The 14,916-nt window shown below is 70.1% G+C and carries 21 protein-coding genes; 16 read left to right on the forward strand and 5 right to left on the reverse strand.

Annotated elements, in window-relative coordinates; genetic code table 11:
• Positions 1-9: 9 nt before the first annotated feature.
• The gene (locus tag ACZ562_RS16520) at positions 10-792 is read right to left on the reverse strand and encodes a response regulator transcription factor (protein WP_471178996.1); all 783 of its coding nucleotides are present in this window, start codon (positions 790-792) and stop codon (positions 10-12) included.
• A 165-nt stretch (positions 793-957) separates the two neighbouring features.
• Between ACZ562_RS16520 and ACZ562_RS16525 the strand changes: the two genes are divergently transcribed.
• From ACZ562_RS16525 to ACZ562_RS16565, 9 genes are all read left to right on the forward strand, one after another.
• Complete coding sequence (locus tag ACZ562_RS16525) at positions 958-1,827, forward strand: alpha/beta hydrolase (protein WP_471179000.1); 870 nt, start codon at positions 958-960, stop codon at positions 1,825-1,827.
• Positions 1,828-1,865: 38 nt separating this feature from the next.
• Entirely contained in the window at positions 1,866-2,120 is a 255-nt protein-coding gene (locus ACZ562_RS16530; protein WP_471179003.1) for a MoaD/ThiS family protein, read from the forward strand.
• A 3-nt stretch (positions 2,121-2,123) separates the two neighbouring features.
• Positions 2,124-3,248, forward strand: a complete 1,125-nt coding sequence (locus tag ACZ562_RS16535; RefSeq protein WP_471179006.1) for a hypothetical protein — start codon at positions 2,124-2,126, stop codon at positions 3,246-3,248.
• Between the two features lie 118 nt (positions 3,249-3,366).
• Positions 3,367-4,104 (forward strand): LmeA family phospholipid-binding protein, encoded by a 738-nt coding sequence (locus tag ACZ562_RS16540; RefSeq protein WP_471179613.1) that lies wholly within the window; start codon positions 3,367-3,369, stop codon positions 4,102-4,104.
• A gap of 200 nt (positions 4,105-4,304) precedes the next feature.
• On the forward strand, positions 4,305-4,385 hold the full coding sequence (locus tag ACZ562_RS16545) for a putative leader peptide (RefSeq protein WP_350310325.1): 81 nt from the start codon (positions 4,305-4,307) through the stop codon (positions 4,383-4,385).
• A gap of 128 nt (positions 4,386-4,513) precedes the next feature.
• Positions 4,514-5,359, forward strand: a complete 846-nt coding sequence (locus ACZ562_RS16550) for a sulfurtransferase (protein ID WP_471179008.1) — start codon at positions 4,514-4,516, stop codon at positions 5,357-5,359.
• Positions 5,360-5,400: 41 nt separating this feature from the next.
• Positions 5,401-5,688 (forward strand): DUF1416 domain-containing protein, encoded by a 288-nt coding sequence (locus ACZ562_RS16555; protein ID WP_007382995.1) that lies wholly within the window; start codon positions 5,401-5,403, stop codon positions 5,686-5,688.
• Between the two features lie 94 nt (positions 5,689-5,782).
• The gene (locus ACZ562_RS16560) at positions 5,783-6,043 is read left to right on the forward strand and encodes a DUF3099 domain-containing protein (protein ID WP_471179012.1); all 261 of its coding nucleotides are present in this window, start codon (positions 5,783-5,785) and stop codon (positions 6,041-6,043) included.
• A gap of 96 nt (positions 6,044-6,139) precedes the next feature.
• Entirely contained in the window at positions 6,140-6,445 is a 306-nt protein-coding gene (locus ACZ562_RS16565) for a hypothetical protein (RefSeq protein WP_471179616.1), read from the forward strand.
• On the opposite strand, the gene ACZ562_RS16570 is transcribed toward ACZ562_RS16565, so the two are convergent.
• A complete protein-coding gene (locus ACZ562_RS16570) occupies positions 6,363-6,725 on the reverse strand; it encodes a DsrE family protein (RefSeq protein ID WP_471179015.1) in 363 nt (120 codons plus the stop codon). The two genes, ACZ562_RS16565 and ACZ562_RS16570, sit on opposite strands and share 83 nt — an antisense overlap.
• 367 nt (positions 6,726-7,092) lie before the next feature.
• Between ACZ562_RS16570 and ACZ562_RS16575 the strand changes: the two genes are divergently transcribed.
• The 3 genes from ACZ562_RS16575 to ygfZ are packed head-to-tail and all read left to right on the forward strand — an operon-like array spanning position 7,093 to position 9,114.
• Entirely contained in the window at positions 7,093-7,668 is a 576-nt protein-coding gene (locus tag ACZ562_RS16575; RefSeq protein ID WP_471179018.1) for a heme-binding beta-barrel domain-containing protein, read from the forward strand.
• A gap of 32 nt (positions 7,669-7,700) precedes the next feature.
• Positions 7,701-8,138 carry a Fur family transcriptional regulator gene (locus ACZ562_RS16580; RefSeq protein ID WP_471179021.1) on the forward strand — a complete coding sequence of 146 codons (438 nt, stop codon included), beginning with the start codon at positions 7,701-7,703 and terminating at the stop codon, positions 8,136-8,138.
• 10 nt (positions 8,139-8,148) lie between these two features.
• Positions 8,149-9,114: a CAF17-like 4Fe-4S cluster assembly/insertion protein YgfZ gene (ygfZ, locus tag ACZ562_RS16585; protein WP_471179024.1), complete on the forward strand. Its 966-nt coding sequence runs from the start codon at positions 8,149-8,151 to the stop codon at positions 9,112-9,114.
• Positions 9,115-9,224: 110 nt separating this feature from the next.
• Here ygfZ and dtd read toward each other — a convergent pair whose 3' ends face one another.
• Complete coding sequence (gene dtd, locus ACZ562_RS16590) at positions 9,225-9,650, reverse strand: D-aminoacyl-tRNA deacylase (RefSeq protein WP_471179026.1); 426 nt, start codon at positions 9,648-9,650, stop codon at positions 9,225-9,227.
• A gap of 158 nt (positions 9,651-9,808) precedes the next feature.
• Between dtd and ACZ562_RS16595 the strand changes: the two genes are divergently transcribed.
• Complete coding sequence (locus tag ACZ562_RS16595) at positions 9,809-10,465, forward strand: RsiG family protein (RefSeq protein ID WP_471179028.1); 657 nt, start codon at positions 9,809-9,811, stop codon at positions 10,463-10,465.
• A 440-nt stretch (positions 10,466-10,905) separates the two neighbouring features.
• On the forward strand, positions 10,906-12,156 hold the full coding sequence (locus tag ACZ562_RS16600; protein ID WP_471179031.1) for a GNAT family N-acetyltransferase: 1,251 nt from the start codon (positions 10,906-10,908) through the stop codon (positions 12,154-12,156).
• Positions 12,157-12,335: 179 nt separating this feature from the next.
• Here the strand turns inward: ACZ562_RS16600 and ACZ562_RS16605 are convergent, their stop codons facing one another.
• Complete coding sequence (locus tag ACZ562_RS16605) at positions 12,336-12,521, reverse strand: hypothetical protein (protein WP_471179034.1); 186 nt, start codon at positions 12,519-12,521, stop codon at positions 12,336-12,338.
• Positions 12,522-12,720: 199 nt separating this feature from the next.
• Between ACZ562_RS16605 and ACZ562_RS16610 the strand changes: the two genes are divergently transcribed.
• On the forward strand, positions 12,721-13,635 hold the full coding sequence (locus tag ACZ562_RS16610) for a winged helix-turn-helix domain-containing protein (RefSeq protein ID WP_471179037.1): 915 nt from the start codon (positions 12,721-12,723) through the stop codon (positions 13,633-13,635).
• A 35-nt stretch (positions 13,636-13,670) separates the two neighbouring features.
• Here ACZ562_RS16610 and ACZ562_RS16615 read toward each other — a convergent pair whose 3' ends face one another.
• Positions 13,671-13,859 (reverse strand): hypothetical protein, encoded by a 189-nt coding sequence (locus ACZ562_RS16615; RefSeq protein ID WP_471179040.1) that lies wholly within the window; start codon positions 13,857-13,859, stop codon positions 13,671-13,673.
• A gap of 178 nt (positions 13,860-14,037) precedes the next feature.
• Between ACZ562_RS16615 and ACZ562_RS16620 the strand changes: the two genes are divergently transcribed.
• The gene (locus ACZ562_RS16620; protein ID WP_471179043.1) at positions 14,038-14,916 is read left to right on the forward strand and encodes a GntR family transcriptional regulator; all 879 of its coding nucleotides are present in this window, start codon (positions 14,038-14,040) and stop codon (positions 14,914-14,916) included.

Here is a 14,916-nt window from a genome sequence, read left to right on the forward strand (position 1 = left end):
CGAGACTGCTCAGGCCTCGGCCGGGACCTCGGTCTGGTCCAGGGAGGCCGTCTCGTCCGCGTCCTGCGGCTTCGCACCGGCCTCCGCCCTGGCCTTCGACTCGTCGCCGCCGCGGTCGCCCTTCTCCGGCGTAACGAATCGATAACCGACGTTCCGGACGGTTCCGATCAGCGCCTCGTGCTCGGGTCCGAGCTTGGCGCGCAGGCGTCGTACGTGGACGTCGACCGTCCTGGTGCCACCGAAGTAGTCGTACCCCCAGACCTCCTGCAGCAGCTGCGCGCGCGTGAAGACGCGGCCCGGGTGCTGGGCGAGGTACTTCAGGAGCTCGAACTCCTTGAAGGTGAGGTCGAGGACGCGGCCCTTGAGTTTCGCCGAGTACGTCGCCTCGTCCACCGACAGGTCGCCGTTGCGGATCTCCATGGGGGAGTCGTCGTTGACGATCTGCTGCCTGCCCATGGCCAGACGCAGGCGCGCCTCGACCTCCGCCGGTCCCGCGGTGTCGAGGAGGACGTCGTCGATGCCCCAGTCGGCGGTGACGGCGGCCAGGCCGCCCTCGGTGACGACGAGGATGAGCGGACAGCCGGGGCCCGTGGAGCGCAGCAGCTGACACAGGCTGCGTACCTGCGGGAGGTCACGCCGGCCGTCGATGAGGATGACGTCGGCACCCGGGGTGTCGACGAGCGCGGGTCCCTCCGCCGGGGCCACCCGCACGTTGTGCAGCAGCAGGCCGAGGGCCGGAAGCACCTCCGTCGACGGCTGGAGGGCGTTGGTCAGGAGCAGCAGAGAACTCATACGTCTGGTTCCTCCTCGGTCCCTGCGAGGACGTTTGCGGTATTGCTCTGCGATCCCGGGGCCCCGTACACCTGCGGTTTCCCGCTTCGTATACAACGCTTCCGAAAGCACAAAAGGACCCGGGGGCTACGCTGCCCGAGTCCTCTGTCCAGCAGAATAGCCCACATGAGCACCGGTCCGGCAGGTGATGTGGCACGTTCCACCGTTCGTCCGCACTCTGAGACAAGCAGATATACCCGTTTGCGGACGTTTCTGCACACTGTCGACGGGGTGACGATCGATTCCGTATACGAACCGGGTCGGGTCGTATACGACGCCTCCGCGCCACCTTCCGGTGACCTGGTGTTCGTCGTCGCGCACGGCTTCACCGGCGATGTGGACCGGCCGCACGTCCGGCGGGTGGCGGAGGCGTTCACGCGGTACGGGGCCGTGGTCACCTTCTCCTTCCGGGGGCACGGGGCGTCCGGCGGGCGGTCGACCGTCGGCGACCGGGAGGTGCTGGACCTCGCGGCCGCGGTCGCCTGGGCGCGCGAGCTCGGGCACGCGCGCGTGGTCACCGTCGGCTTCTCGATGGGCGGCTCGGTGGTACTGCGGCACGCCGCGCTGTACGGACCGGGGCGCGAGGAGCGCGCGCGGGCGCACACGGACGCGGTGGTCTCGGTGAGTGCTCCCGCCCGCTGGTACTACCGGGGCACCGCCCCCATGCGGCGGCTGCACTGGCTGGTGACGCGGCCCGCGGGCCGCCTGGTGAGCCGCTTCGGACTCAGGACGCGGATCCACCATGGGCAGTGGGGGAGTGACCCGGTCCCGCTCTCCCCGGTGGAGGCGGTGCCGCGCATCGCGCCCACCCCTCTTCTGATCGTGCACGGCGACCGGGACGGCTACTTCCCGGTGGACCACCCCCGCATGTTGGCCGCGGCCGCCGGTGACCACGGCGAACTGTGGCTGGAGCCCGGCATGGGCCACGCGGAGCACGCCGCGGCCGACGCGCTGCTGGCCCGGATCGGGGACTGGGCCGTCTCACGGGGCGGCTAGCCTGACCGTGTACACCGCCGAATCGACAGAGGAACCTGATGCCAAAGGTCACGGTGCGCTACTGGGCCGCCGCGAAGGCCGCGGCCGGGGTCGCCGAGGAGCCGTACGACGCGGCCACCCTCGCCGATGCGCTCGACGCGGCGCGCGAGCGACACCCCGGCGAACTCGTGCGCGTCCTGCAGCGATGCTCGTTCCTCGTCGACGGCGACCCCGTGGGCACCCGCGGGCATGAGACGGTACGGCTGGCCGACGGCGGCACGGTCGAGGTGCTCCCGCCGTTCGCAGGAGGGTGAGCGATGACCAACCAGCCGTATGAGGGCGGCTACCCCCACGAGGGGTACGACCACACGGGGTACGACCACACGGGGTACGACCCCTTCCAGCAGCAGGCGTGGCCCGGGCAGCAGGGGTACGAGGATCCGCACGCCGCGCAGCAGAACACCCAGCGGTGGCAGGGGCACACCTGGGAAACGCAGACGCAGGCGCCGGTGTCGGCCGCGGACACGGCGTATCTGCCGCCGCAGCCGCAGCAGGCGTACGACCCCGGTCACCCGGAGCCCGGCGCCGCTGGCGTCGCCCAGCAGTCCCACCCCACCGGCACCACCACCCAGGGCGCCGACGAGGCCCCCGAGTACGGTCCGGCCACCCTCTCCGGCAACTCCCGGATCACCGACGCGCAGCGGGCCCGGCTCGAGGGCCGCTCACCGGTCATCGAACCCGGCATGCAGCCCGCCGCGCTCACCGCGGTCCTCGGGCTCCTGCTGTCCGGTACGGCCGCCGTCGGCCCGTACGCCCTGGCCGTCCCGCTCGTCGTCCTCCAGGCGGTCACCGCCGCGGGCTGGTTCCGGCTCAACGGCATGTGGCCCGCCCGGCAGGGCATCGCGCTGGCCTTCGCGGGCGCGCTCACCGCGGACGTGGCGCTCCTCGCGGCGGGCCGCGAGCACGGGCCGGCGGCGATCCTCGGCACCCTCGGCGTCTGGGTCCTGCTGACCCTCGTCCTCCAGCTGCGCTCGCACGCCGACCCGGACGAGCGGATGTACGGCCTGATGGCGACCGTCGCCTCGGCGGCGCTGTCCGTCGTCGCGGCCGGGTACCTCGCGGCCGAGGCGGACGCGGTGACGGCCGGCGCGGCCGCGGTGGCGGTGGCCGTCCTGGCCCGTGCCCTGCCGCTGCCGGCCCCGGCGTCCGTCGTGGTCTCGCTGCTCGCCGCGGCGGGCGCGGGCATCGCGGTCGGGGGGATGACGGGCCTGGGGACGAAGGGAGCGCTGCTCGGCACCGGGGCGGCGGTGTGCGCGCTGATCGGCCACCGGGTGGCGAGCTACGACTACCCGTCCCGCTTCGTGCACTTCACGGCGGGCGTGGCCCTGCCGCTGGCGGCCGCGGCGCCGGCGGTGTGGGTGCTGGGGCGGGCGCTGGGGTAGTGCCCCTGCCCTGTCACAGGTGATCGACAATCCCCCGGCAGCCGCCGTCCGCGGGACTACTGTCGCGCTGGACGGCCACCCGGTCGTCAGGGACCGTCGTCGTGGGGGGAACAACCGGATGCGCGCGCTGCGAATACTTCTGATCGTCGTCGTGATCCTGGGCGGCCTCTTCGTGATCGCGGACCGTGTCGCGGTCGGCTTCGCTGAGGACGAGGCGGCCGACAAGCTGAAGACCACCGAGGGCCTGGCCGCCACTCCGGACGTCTCCATCAACGGCTTCCCCTTCCTCACCCAGGCCGCCGACGGCGAACTGGACGACGTCGAGGTCGGCATCAAGGACTACGAGGCGTCCACCGGCACCGACGGCGACACGATCCGCATCGCCGACCTGAGGGCCGAGATGAAGGGCGTGACGTTCTCCGGCGACTACAGCTCCGCCACCGCCGCCACCGCCACGGGCACCGCGACCATCGGCTACGACGAGCTGCTGAAGGCGGCGAAGTCCGAACCCACCCGGGTCGCGCCGGCGGTCAAGGCCCAGGTCGTGGGCCTGTCCGACGGCGGGAACGGCAAGATCAAGGTGAAGATCGACGCCACGATCCTGGGCATCAAGCTGACCAAGCCCGTCTCCGTCCTCAGCTCGGTCGCGGTCGTCGACGGTGACACCGTGAAGGTGCGCGCCGACTCGCTGCCCGACCTCGGCATCGACCTCGCCGAGACCGCGCTCCGCTCGATCACCGACTTCCAGCAGACCATCGAGGAGCTGCCGGGCGGCGTCCGGCTCGACAAGGTGCAGGCCGCGGAAGAGGGTGTGGAGATCTCGGTGAAGGGTTCCAACGTCAGGCTCGCCGGGTAGGACGACGTTCGGCGCACACCCCCGGTGTCCGAGAGGTGAGACGTGGCTGTCCGCACCGCAGATGTGACGACCCGAACACCGGCCCCGGAGTCGGGCGGCCACGGCCCTGGAGGCCTTCTCGTCCCATATCCCGGACGATCGCATCTCAGAATACGACACGGCGGTGACATGCCCCGCTGTCCGTCCCTACGATCGACAGCATGAAGCGACAGGCGGATCTCACGAAGCGGCGGGCAGTAGACCTGTGCCGCGTCGCCGCCATGCTCTGTCGCACCTTCTGAGCGGAAGCATCGACTTCCGTGTTCCCCGCCGCCCTGCCCAGGGCACCTGTGCGCTGCCTCGACCGCGAGCGCGCGCACACCCTTCTCACTCGCACGCCCCGCCGCAACTGCCCCGGAGGAGAAAGAGCATGAGCCGCAGCGACGTCCTGGTCGACGCCGACTGGGTCCAGGACCACCTGGACGACCCGAGCATCGCCATCGTCGAAGTGGACGAGGACACGTCCGCGTACGAGAAGAACCACATCAAGAACGCCATCCGGATCGACTGGACCAAGGACCTCCAGGACCCGGTCCGCCGTGACTTCATCGACCAGGAGGGCTTCGAGAAGCTCCTGTCGGCGAAGGGCATCGCCAACGACACGCTGGTGGTCCTCTACGGCGGCAACAACAACTGGTTCGCCTCGTACGCCTACTGGTACTTCAAGCTCTACGGCCACGAGAACGTCAAGCTCCTGGACGGCGGCCGCAAGAAGTGGGAGCTCGACGCCCGCGAGCTGGTCGACGGCACCGACGTGCCCGAGCGCCCGGCGACCGAGTACAAGGCACAGCCGCAGGACACGTCCATCCGCGCCTTCCGCGACGACGTGGTCGCCGCGATCGGCAGCCAGAACCTGGTGGACGTCCGTTCCCCCGACGAGTTCTCCGGCAAGCTGCTCGCGCCCGCCCACCTGCCGCAGGAGCAGTCGCAGCGCCCCGGCCACGTCCCGACCGCGCGCAACATCCCGTGGTCGAAGAACGCCAACGACGACGGCACCTTCAAGTCGGACGACGAGCTCAAGGAGCTCTACGCCGAGGAGAACGTCGACCTGGCCACGGACACCATCGCCTACTGCCGTATCGGCGAGCGTTCGGCCCTGACCTGGTTCGTCCTGCACGAGCTGCTCGGTGTCGAGAACGTCAAGAACTACGACGGCTCCTGGACCGAGTACGGCTCCCTCGTGGGCGTGCCGATCGAGCTCGGCGCCAACAAGTAACCGACCCGACCGACCTTTCTAGACCTCTTCAGGAGTACGACATGTGTGGAGCGAAGGCCGGCGGCCCGGACGCCTCTACGATCAAGCCCGGTGAGACCACCATCCAGGGCCAGGTGACCCGCGACGGCGAGCCGGTTGTCGGATACGTCCGACTGCTCGACTCGACCGGCGAGTTCACCGCGGAGGTGCCGACCTCCGCCACCGGGCAGTTCCGCTTCTACGCGGCGGAGGGCACCTGGACCGTCCGCGCCCTCGTCCCCGGCGGCACCGCCGACCGCACCGTCGTCGCCCAGCAGGGCGGCCTCGCGGAGGTCGCGATCGCGGTCTGATCCAGACCTGACGGCCGAAGGGCCGCACCTCCCGGGCCGGACACCTGGGGTGCGGCCCTTCGGCATGCCCGGAGCCGCGGCCTACCCTGGACGTATGTACGCACGGCGACGGCACGTGTACTTCGCCATGATGGGCACCTGTATCGGGCTGTTCGTCCTGGCCTGGGGAGTCGTGCGCCTGTGGTCGACTCCGGCGGCCGTCGGCATGTGCGTGGTCGCCATGGTCATCCCGCCGCTCGCCGCCATGGTCGCCAACCGGCGCGGCCCCGAGGACCGCTGGTGGGACGATCCATCCGGCGACCCGAAGTCCGACGAGTGGTGGGACGAGCTGGACGGGAAGAAGCGGCAGCGGTAGCGAGGGGCGCATGTCGCCCGCGAAGCCGTCCACCGTGGCGCTCGACACGCGCGACGCGCGCGAGCCGGGTTCTACGTGCGTCTGCTCGGGTACGAGGTGCGCCGAGAGGAGCCCGACCGGGTTCTCGTCGGCCCACCGCGCGAACCCGGCGACCAGCAGGTGATGCCGCACCTCGGCATCGAGGCGGACGACCTGGAGGCGGAGACCGCGCGGGCGGAGGCCGAGGGCGTTGCCGTGCTCGCCGACCACCGGCCGCAGTGTGACGTACGCGTCCTGTTCGACCCCTCGGGCACCCGTGCTGCCTGTGGGTTCGGAAATCTCAGTAGACGAGCGCCTGGGTCCCGTCCTCCAGTGCCTCCTGGACGAAGACCTGCGCGCCCGCGATCCGTACGCCCTCGATGACATCCTTCTCCGTGATGTCCCGGCGGGCAGCGCACTGGGTGCACAGGGTGAGACGGCCCCCGGCCAGGATCGAGTCGATCAGGTCCGGCAGCGGCGCGGCATGCGGCAGCTCGAACTCGGCGGCACGGCCCGGCAGGGCGAACCACGCGGACTCCCCGGTCAGCCACAGGGACACATCGACTCCGCTGGCCACGGCCACCGCCGCCACCGTGAACGCCTGCGAGCAGCGCTCGGGGGCATCGGCCCCCGCGGTCACCTTGATCACGAGCTTCTTCGCCATGCCCGAATCGTAGTCAACGCCGGCCCAGCGCTGACGTCCTCGCGCCGGTCGGTCGTCCAGTCCCGGAAGGGCACCGCCCCCGCCGTCCCCATCCAGCAGACGGTGACCCTGCAGAGCCGGCTGCTCGGCTGAATCGGCGTGGGCGTACCTCACAAGGAGCAGCGGGCCCCGGCCGACTAAGCTGGGGCCCGGCTCTTGTGCCACCGCTGTGCCGCCCACCCTCGCTCACCAAGGAGCACCCCGTGCTTGAGGCATTCTTCGAAGCCCTGCTGGTTCTGGTCTGCGTCGGCGTCCTCGCCTTCGCCGGACTGACCGTGAAGAAGCTGTACCAGGGCCAGCGCTGACCCACGTCTAGGAACTGCCACTCATGATCGAGATCCCGTCCGACCTCCACAAGGACCTCGTCCCGCTCGCCTTCCTGCTCGGCAGCTGGACGGGTGCCGGCGTGCACGACTTCCCCGGCTCCGAGAAGTGCAACTTCGGGCAGGAGGTCACCTTCACGCACGACGGCCGGGACTTCCTGGAGTACCACTCCCACACCTGGGTGCTGGACAACGACGGGAACAAGGTCCGGCCACTGGAGTCCGAGTCCGGTTTCTGGCGCGTCGACGCCGACCGCAAGGTCGAGGTCACGATGACCCGTGACGACGGCGTCGTCGAGGTCTGGTACGGCGAGCTGGCCCACCAGAAGCCGCAGATCGACCTGGTCACGGACGCGGTCGCGCGCACCGCCGCCTCCGGCCCGTACAGCGGCGGCAAGCGCCTGTACGGCTATGTGAAGAGCGACCTCATGTGGGTCGGCGAGAAGCAGACCCCCGAGGTCGAGCTGCGACCCTACATGTCCGCGCACCTGAAGAAGGTCGTCACCCCGGAAGACGTCGAGCGCTGGGCCAAGGCCCTCCCGGACGACATGCCGGACGACGGCATCGCCTTTTTCAAGTAGGGCCCCCGTTCGAGTAGTCCTAGACTTCCAGTGTGGTGAGCACCGACTGGAAGAGTGATCTGCGGCAGCGCGGCTACCGGCTGACCCCGCAGCGGCAACTTGTGCTCGAAGCCGTGGACACCCTGGAGCACGCGACCCCCGACGACATCCTCGTGGAAGTGAGGAAGACGGCGTCGGGGGTCAACATTTCCACGGTGTACCGGACACTGGAGCTCCTGGAGGAGCTCGGTCTGGTCTCCCACGCGCACCTCGGGCACGGCGCCCCCACCTACCACCTGGCGGACCGGCACCACCACATCCATCTCGTCTGCCGCGACTGCACCAACGTGATCGAGGCCGACGTCGCGGTCGCCGCCGACTTCACGGCCAAGCTGCGCGAGACCTTCGGTTTCGACACCGACATGAAGCACTTCGCGATCTTCGGCCGGTGCAAGGACTGCCAGCTCAAAAGTTCAACTACCGAGTCGTAGGCTTAGCCGTATGAAGAGCCCACTGCTGTCCCTGCGCGGCGCCGTCCCCGCCGAGGGCGTGGACGAAGGCGTCGCCGCCCACTACGGAGACCTGTTCCGCGAGCAGCGCGCCCTCGCCGACGGCACCGGCTTCGTGGACCTCTCGCACCGCGGGGTCGTCACGGTCACCGGCGACGACCGTCTGAGCTGGCTGCACCTGCTGCTCACCCAGCACGTCAGCGACCTGCCCGTCGGCGAGGCCACCGAGGCGCTGATCCTGTCCGCGCACGGCCACATCGAGCACGCCCTGTACCTCGTCGACGACGGCGAGACGGTCTGGGCGCACGTCGAACCCGGCACCCAGGACGCGCTGATCGAGTACCTCGAGTCGATGAAGTTCTTCTACCGGGTCGAAGTCGCCGACCGGACCGCCGATTTCGCGGTCGTCCACCTGCCGGCGGGTTCCATCGCGGAAGTCCCCGAGGGCGTCGTCGTACGCGAGACGGCGTACGGCCGCGACCTCTTCCTCCCGCGCGCCGACCTGGAGTCGTACGCCGAGACGTCCGGCCCCGCGGCCGGGATCCTGGCGTACGAGGCGCTGCGCGTCGAGCACCACCGGCCCCGCCTCGGCTTCGAGACCGACCACCGCACCATCCCGCACGAGCTGGGCTGGATCGGCACGGCAGTGCACCTGCAGAAGGGCTGCTACCGCGGTCAGGAGACCGTCGCCCGCGTCCAGAACCTGGGCAAACCGCCGCGCCGTCTCGTCTTCCTCCATCTGGACGGCAGCGAGGTTCACCTGCCGACGCCCGGCACGGAGCTCCGGGTCGCGGACGAGGCACCCGACGGCCGCAAGATCGGCTTCATCACCACGTCCGTACGGCATCACGAACTCGGCCCGGTCGCCCTCGCCCTGGTGAAGCGGAACGTCCCGGTGGACGCGCCGCTCGTCGCGGACACGACGGCGGCGGCGCAGGAGGTCGTCGTAGAGCCGTAGCGACTGCGGCGTGCTGGGCCCTGTCGTCACCTTCCGGCAGCCAGGGCCCGGCACGCCGAGAGCACGCACCGGACGCCGCTCCTTGACGGGCGACCCTGGCTGACGCGGCACTAGATCTCGATCAGGACCGTGAACGGGCCGTCGTTCGTCAGCGAGACGCGCATCTTCGCACCGAAACGGCCCGTCGCCACCGTCGCGCCGAGTGAGCGGAGCCGGGCGACCACCTCGTCGACCAGCGGCTCGGCGACGTCGCCCGGTGCGGCGGCGTTCCAGGTGGGGCGGCGGCCCTTGCGGGCGTCGCCGTAGAGGGTGAACTGGCTGATGACGAGGAGCGGGGCGTCGATGTCGCTGCACGACTTCTCCTCCGCCAGCATGCGGATCGACCAGAGCTTGCGGGCCAGTTGGGCCGCCTTCTCCTTGGTGTCCTCATGGGTCACCCCGACCAGGACGCACAGGCCCTCGCCCTCGATCGCCCCGACCGTCTCGCCGTCCACGAGGACGCTCGCACCGTCCACCCTCTGCACCACTGCACGCATGCCGACCATCATGCCGTGCGCCCGGCATTGGCTCGTACGGGGCTTCTTTTTGATCCTTACCCCCCCATCTGGGGCCGATCGGGGGCACTCGGTCACATAGCGGCCACTTGGGGTGGCACGATGCTCCCACACGCCGGTCGAGGGGACGGTAGAGGCACATGAGCACACCGAGTACGGGGCAGCCGCCCCGGGCTGTCTCGTCGACCCGCGAGGGCGAGATCCGCGCGGAGGACTGGGAGACACCCAGGCCGCCCGTGCAGCGCACCGACAGTCCGCCGCTGCCCGCGGATCCGCCCGAGCACGACCTGACCCTGCTGAGCCTGCCCGAGCTGCGCACCCTGCGCAGGGACGCCCAGCGCGACGAGGCCGACCTCAGCTACGTGCGGCGGCTGCTGCAGGGCCGGATCGACATCCTGCGGGCGGAACTGGTGCGACGCGGGCCGAAGCCGGCCGTGGCCACAGGGGTGGCCCCGGAGGCGGACACGGGGGCGGGCTCCGTGGTGGAGCGCCTCCCGCAGATCCTGACCGACGCCCCGGCCCGCCACCGTTCCTCGGCCCGCCATGTGACGGTGGGCACGCCGCACAGCGAGGAGTACCGGCTGCTGGCCGCGGAGATGCTCGCCGAGGTCGAGCTCTCCGACCTGGACGCCCGCACCGACCTGGAGCTGAACACCGCGATGGGGCGGCTCGTGCGGTACGAGCAGCAGGTGTCCCGGCGGCGGCAGCGGCTGCAGCGCACGGCCGACGACTGCAGCGCGGAGATCGCCCGCAGATACCGTGAAGGGGAAGCACAAGTGGACGACCTGCTCGTGTGAGGCGGCGGCCCGGCGATCCCGGTCTCATTCCGGGGCAGGTCTCCTGATCCCCGGACTGTCGATGGCGGGCACGGAGGCGGTCCGGTCGGTGGCCCTGCCGGACGGCCGGGTGCTGGCGTTCAAGGTCGAGGACGGGTCGGGGCGGGCCCCGGTGCCGGTGTCGGTGCGGGCGCGGGCGCTGATGGGGTCGACTCGCCGGTGGTGGACTGGATCGGGCAGTCGCCGCTGCTGGGAGCGGGGCGCGAGGCGGGGGAGATCCGGGCGGAGTTCTGTCGCGACTCCCCGGCACCGGTCGCGACTCCCCGGCGCCGAGGACGAGGCCGGTTCAGTGCCGGATCGTGGGTCTGCGGGCGGCGGCCCCCACGGATGGGACGGGCAGGGGCGGCGGGGGCGAGGAAAATCCCCGCGACACCCACCCGCCGCAGACCTACCGTGACGTTATGACCAGCCGCCCCCACATAGACGTACGCCCGATCACCGAGGCCGAGTTCACCGACTGGCTTCGCGCGGTGAACACCGGCTTCCTCCGCGAGCCCACCCCCTCCGAGACCGAGCTCGAAGCCCGCCGCAGCCGGTTCGTCCCGGGCCGTTTCCTCGGCGCCTTCGACGGCGGCCGCTGCGTGGCGACGTTCAAGTCCTTCGCCCAGGAGCTGACGGCCGTCGGCGGCACCCCCGTCCCGGCCGACGCGATCACCGGCGTCACCGTCACGGCCACGCACCGCCGCCGCGGCCTGCTCACCCGCATGATGGCGCAGGACCTGGCGGCCGCGAAGGAACGCGGGGACGTAGTCGCCACGCTGATCGCCGCCGAGTACCCGATCTACGGCCGCTACGGCTTCGGCCCCGCCACCTGGATGACCGAGTGGACCGTCGACGTCCCGCGCTCCGGCCTCGACCGCCGTCGGCCCGTCCCGGAGGACGGCGGCCGGATCGACCTGGTGGAAGCGGAGGACGTCCGCAAACTCGGCCCCGAACTGCATGAGCGGCTGCGCCGCGCCCAGCCGGGCGCCGTCAGCCGCGACGAGTGGTGGTGGCAGGTCAACACGGGTGCCGTACGGCTCGGCTCGTCGTGGAAGGAGCCCTTCTACGCCGTGTACCGCTCGGCGGACGGTGAGGTCGAGGGCATGGCGTCGTACGAGTCGGACGACAACTGGCACGACAAGCAGCCGCACAACACGGCAGAGGTGAACTGGCTGATCGCCACCAACCCGGCGGCCGAGCGTGCCCTGTGGCACTACCTCTGCTCGATCGACTGGGTGACGAAGGTCAAGAGCGGCTGGCGCGGCCTCGACGACCTGCTCCCGTACTTCCTGCCGGACCCGCGGGCAGCGAGGGTCACCGCGCAGGCGGACTGGCTGTGGGTGCGGATCCTCGACGTCGTACGGGCCCTGGAGGCGCGGACGTACGAGCGGGAGGCGTCTTTGGTGCTGGAGGTCGTCGACCGGGCCGGGCTGACCGGCGGCCGCTACCGGCTGGAGGCGTCGGCGCAGGGCGCGACCTGCACGCCGACCACGCGGAGCGCCGACCTCACGCTGGACGTGGGCGAGCTCGCCACCCTCTGGCTGGGCGGCGAGTCGGTGCTGCGGCTGGCGGCGCTGGGCCGGGTGCGGGAAGAGCGAGCGGGCGCCGCCCGTGAGGCCGACGCCCTGCTGCGTTCGTCCGGGCGACCTTGGTGCCCGGACATGTTCTGAGTTCTCCTTCCTGGCGGTGACAGCGACCGTGATGCTTCATCCGTAGCTGTGGCTGTTCAGTTGTGGCTGTGCGTCTGTCTTGAGTTGTGGCTGTGCCTCGGTGCCTGCGTTGTTCAGTTGTGGCTGTGCGGTGGTGCGGACCGAGCGGGCTCCCGGCTCCCCTCCGGAAGGGAGCCCGATCAGCCGGATTGGGCGAGCAGCATGACGAGGATGACCGCTCCGATCCCGCCGATCGCCACACTCCTGGCCTTGTAGCCGATGGTCAGCGCGATGAAGGCGACGATGCCCATCGCGCCGTACTTCCACTGCACGAGCTGTTCGAAGCCGACGGCGAGCGCGGCGATCGCGATGGCGATGAGTGGCATGGCGGTCCTCCTCTCCCCTTCGGGACGACAGTTTTTGAGCGTCACTCTGATGCTGACTGTCACTCTGATGGCCAACCTTGTGAAGGTTTGACCACGTTGCTCAAGTTGGTGACCAACTCAACAGTACTTATCTCCGCTTGGAAGCGGCTCATAACCACCTTCCCTGGAACTGCCCAAAGATGGCGGGAAGTTGTAGTGTTTGGTCGTGGACCCGAAACGCGCTTCCGTCAATGGACGGAACAGGTCACAGCGGGCACAGAAGTCACACCACGAAGTGGCAGACGAACTGCGTGCCCGGATCCGGTCCGGTGCGTTGCGTCCCGGCCAGCGCATGCCCACGCAGGCCAGACTGGCCGACGAGTTCGGGGTCGAACGCGGGGCCGTCCGCCAGGCACTGCGCATCCTGCAGTCGGAGAACCTGCTGACCAACGTGTCCAAGGGCAGCCCCGCGACCGTCGCCCCCGACCCGGGCCTCGGCAGGGCCCTGACCGGCCCCGAAGCCCCGCCGCTGCCCACCACGGTGGCTCTCGCACCCCGCATAGCGACCGCATTCGCGTCCTCGCACGTCGAGATCGACGCCCTGTGTCTGACCTCGGTCTCCCTCACGCTCGCCGTCGGCGAACCGCTGCGCCGGATCCACTCGGGTGAGCTGAAACCGGCCAAGGTCGACGTCCGCGTGCTGCTGCCGAGCCGTGACATCGACCTCGCCTTCCCGGCGCCGGTCGACCCCTCGGCCGACGGCCGGCTGCAACGCCGCTGGCTGGCCCAGCGCAACGCCCAGGGCCAGGTGCTCCGCCACAACCTGCTGGCTCTGCGGGCCACGCACGGCATCGACGTGCACATCTCCTTCCGTGCCCTGCCCTTCACCCCGCCCGTGAAGCTGTACCTGCTCAACGGCACGGAAGCGCTCTTCGCCTTCTACACGCTGACGCGCCGCGAGGAGGAGATCGACCACGAGCACCTGGAGATGTACGACGCCGAGGGCACCCGGTCGATGCTGTTCGCCTTCGAGCAGGGCGCCGGCCTGCGCGACACGACGTTCGTGGAACAGTCGCACCTGTGGTTCAACGCACTGTGGGAGACGATCAGTTCGGAGCTGGTGCTCACGAGCTGAGCTCTCCCACAGTGGCTGACCAGGGCGTTCCTGACTCACAGGGCGGGCCCTGAGACCAGCAGCGCGAGCACGACGGCCCCCACCGAGCTGAAGGCGGGGCTGTTTGCCTTGATGCCGATGGTGAGCAGGAGCAGGCCGATGATGCCGGTGACGCCGTACTTCCACTGGACGGTCTGCTCGATGCCGACGACGAAAACGGCGGAGAGGAGGGCGAGGGCAGGCACTTTGGTTCCCCCTTCGGGCTTCCGGGGCGGGCGGTCGTGGGGGTGGGGCAATGAGGAGGCAAAACTTCCGCCAACTCAACCAAGTTGGCAACCAAGTCTGATGTAGTTGTCCCCACTTGGCCCCTACTCATAAACAACTCACAAACAACTCCCCATAGATGGATCAGAGTTGTAGCGTTTGGTCGTGACCCAGGAGAACGTGGCAGTGAACGGCAGCAGAAGGCTCTCGCCCCAGGAAATCGCCGAGATCCTGCGGGAACGCATCCGTGCCGGGGACCTCAGGGCCGGCGACCGCCTGCCCACCCAGGCAGAACTCGCCGAGGAGTTCGGCGTGGAGCGCGGTACCGTCCGCCAGGCCCTGCGGGCACTCCAGGAGGACGGCCTCCTCAGCAACGTCAGCAAGGGCAGCCCGCCCCGGATCGCCGAGCCGGCCCCGACGAGGTCCGAGCCACAGCCGACGATGGTGGGGCTGGCACCGCGGCTGGCGGAGGCGTTCTCCGCCCCGCGGGTGAGTGTCGACGCGGCATGCCTGACGGCCGAGACCCTTCTCGTCGCGCTCAGCGAACCCCTCCGCCTCATCCACGACGGCCGTATTCGCCCCGAGTCGATCGACGTCCGCATCCTGCTGCCGTCCCGGGACATCGACCTGGCCTTCCCCGTGCCGGTCGAGGGCCGCGACGGCGACGACCCGGTCCACCGGCGCTGGCTGGAGATGCGCAACGCGCAGGGCCATGTCCTGCGCCACAACCTCCATGCCCTGCGCACCTCGCACGGCATCGACGTCCGTGTCACGTTCCGCGCGCTGCCGTTCACCCCGCCGGTCAAGCTGTACCTCCTCAACGGCAGGGAGGCGCTGATGGCGTACTACATGATCACGCGCCGGGAGGAGCCCTCGGGCAGCGGTACGATCGACATGTACGACGTCCTCGGCACCGAGTCGCTGCTCTTCTCCTTCGAGACACAGGCCGGCCAACGCGACGCCGCGTTCGTGGAGGAGTCCCAGAAGTGGTTCGAGGCACTCTGGGAAACCATCACCACGGACCTCACACTTTTCTGA

The organism is Streptomyces sp. NPDC040410 (assembly GCF_055595715.1).

What these genes read in the sequence shown, in the direction of transcription:
- ACZ562_RS16520 (WP_471178996.1), bottom strand. Translation starts at nt 792, where the DNA reads ATGAGTTCTCTGCTGCTCCTGACCAACGCCCTCCAGCCGTCGACGGAG.
- ACZ562_RS16525 (WP_471179000.1), top strand. Translation starts at nt 958, where the DNA reads ATGAGCACCGGTCCGGCAGGTGATGTGGCACGTTCCACCGTTCGTCCG.
- ACZ562_RS16530 (WP_471179003.1), top strand. Translation starts at nt 1,866, where the DNA reads ATGCCAAAGGTCACGGTGCGCTACTGGGCCGCCGCGAAGGCCGCGGCC.
- ACZ562_RS16535 (WP_471179006.1), top strand. Translation starts at nt 2,124, where the DNA reads ATGACCAACCAGCCGTATGAGGGCGGCTACCCCCACGAGGGGTACGAC.
- ACZ562_RS16540 (WP_471179613.1), top strand. Translation starts at nt 3,367, where the DNA reads ATGCGCGCGCTGCGAATACTTCTGATCGTCGTCGTGATCCTGGGCGGC.
- ACZ562_RS16545 (WP_350310325.1), top strand. Translation starts at nt 4,305, where the DNA reads ATGAAGCGACAGGCGGATCTCACGAAGCGGCGGGCAGTAGACCTGTGC.
- ACZ562_RS16550 (WP_471179008.1), top strand. Translation starts at nt 4,514, where the DNA reads ATGAGCCGCAGCGACGTCCTGGTCGACGCCGACTGGGTCCAGGACCAC.
- ACZ562_RS16555 (WP_007382995.1), top strand. Translation starts at nt 5,401, where the DNA reads ATGTGTGGAGCGAAGGCCGGCGGCCCGGACGCCTCTACGATCAAGCCC.
- ACZ562_RS16560 (WP_471179012.1), top strand. Translation starts at nt 5,783, where the DNA reads ATGTACGCACGGCGACGGCACGTGTACTTCGCCATGATGGGCACCTGT.
- ACZ562_RS16570 (WP_471179015.1), bottom strand. Translation starts at nt 6,725, where the DNA reads ATGGCGAAGAAGCTCGTGATCAAGGTGACCGCGGGGGCCGATGCCCCC.
- ACZ562_RS16575 (WP_471179018.1), top strand. Translation starts at nt 7,093, where the DNA reads ATGATCGAGATCCCGTCCGACCTCCACAAGGACCTCGTCCCGCTCGCC.
- ygfZ (WP_471179024.1), top strand. Translation starts at nt 8,149, where the DNA reads ATGAAGAGCCCACTGCTGTCCCTGCGCGGCGCCGTCCCCGCCGAGGGC.
- dtd (WP_471179026.1), bottom strand. Translation starts at nt 9,650, where the DNA reads ATGCGTGCAGTGGTGCAGAGGGTGGACGGTGCGAGCGTCCTCGTGGAC.
- ACZ562_RS16595 (WP_471179028.1), top strand. Translation starts at nt 9,809, where the DNA reads ATGAGCACACCGAGTACGGGGCAGCCGCCCCGGGCTGTCTCGTCGACC.
- ACZ562_RS16600 (WP_471179031.1), top strand. Translation starts at nt 10,906, where the DNA reads ATGACCAGCCGCCCCCACATAGACGTACGCCCGATCACCGAGGCCGAG.
- ACZ562_RS16605 (WP_471179034.1), bottom strand. Translation starts at nt 12,521, where the DNA reads ATGCCACTCATCGCCATCGCGATCGCCGCGCTCGCCGTCGGCTTCGAA.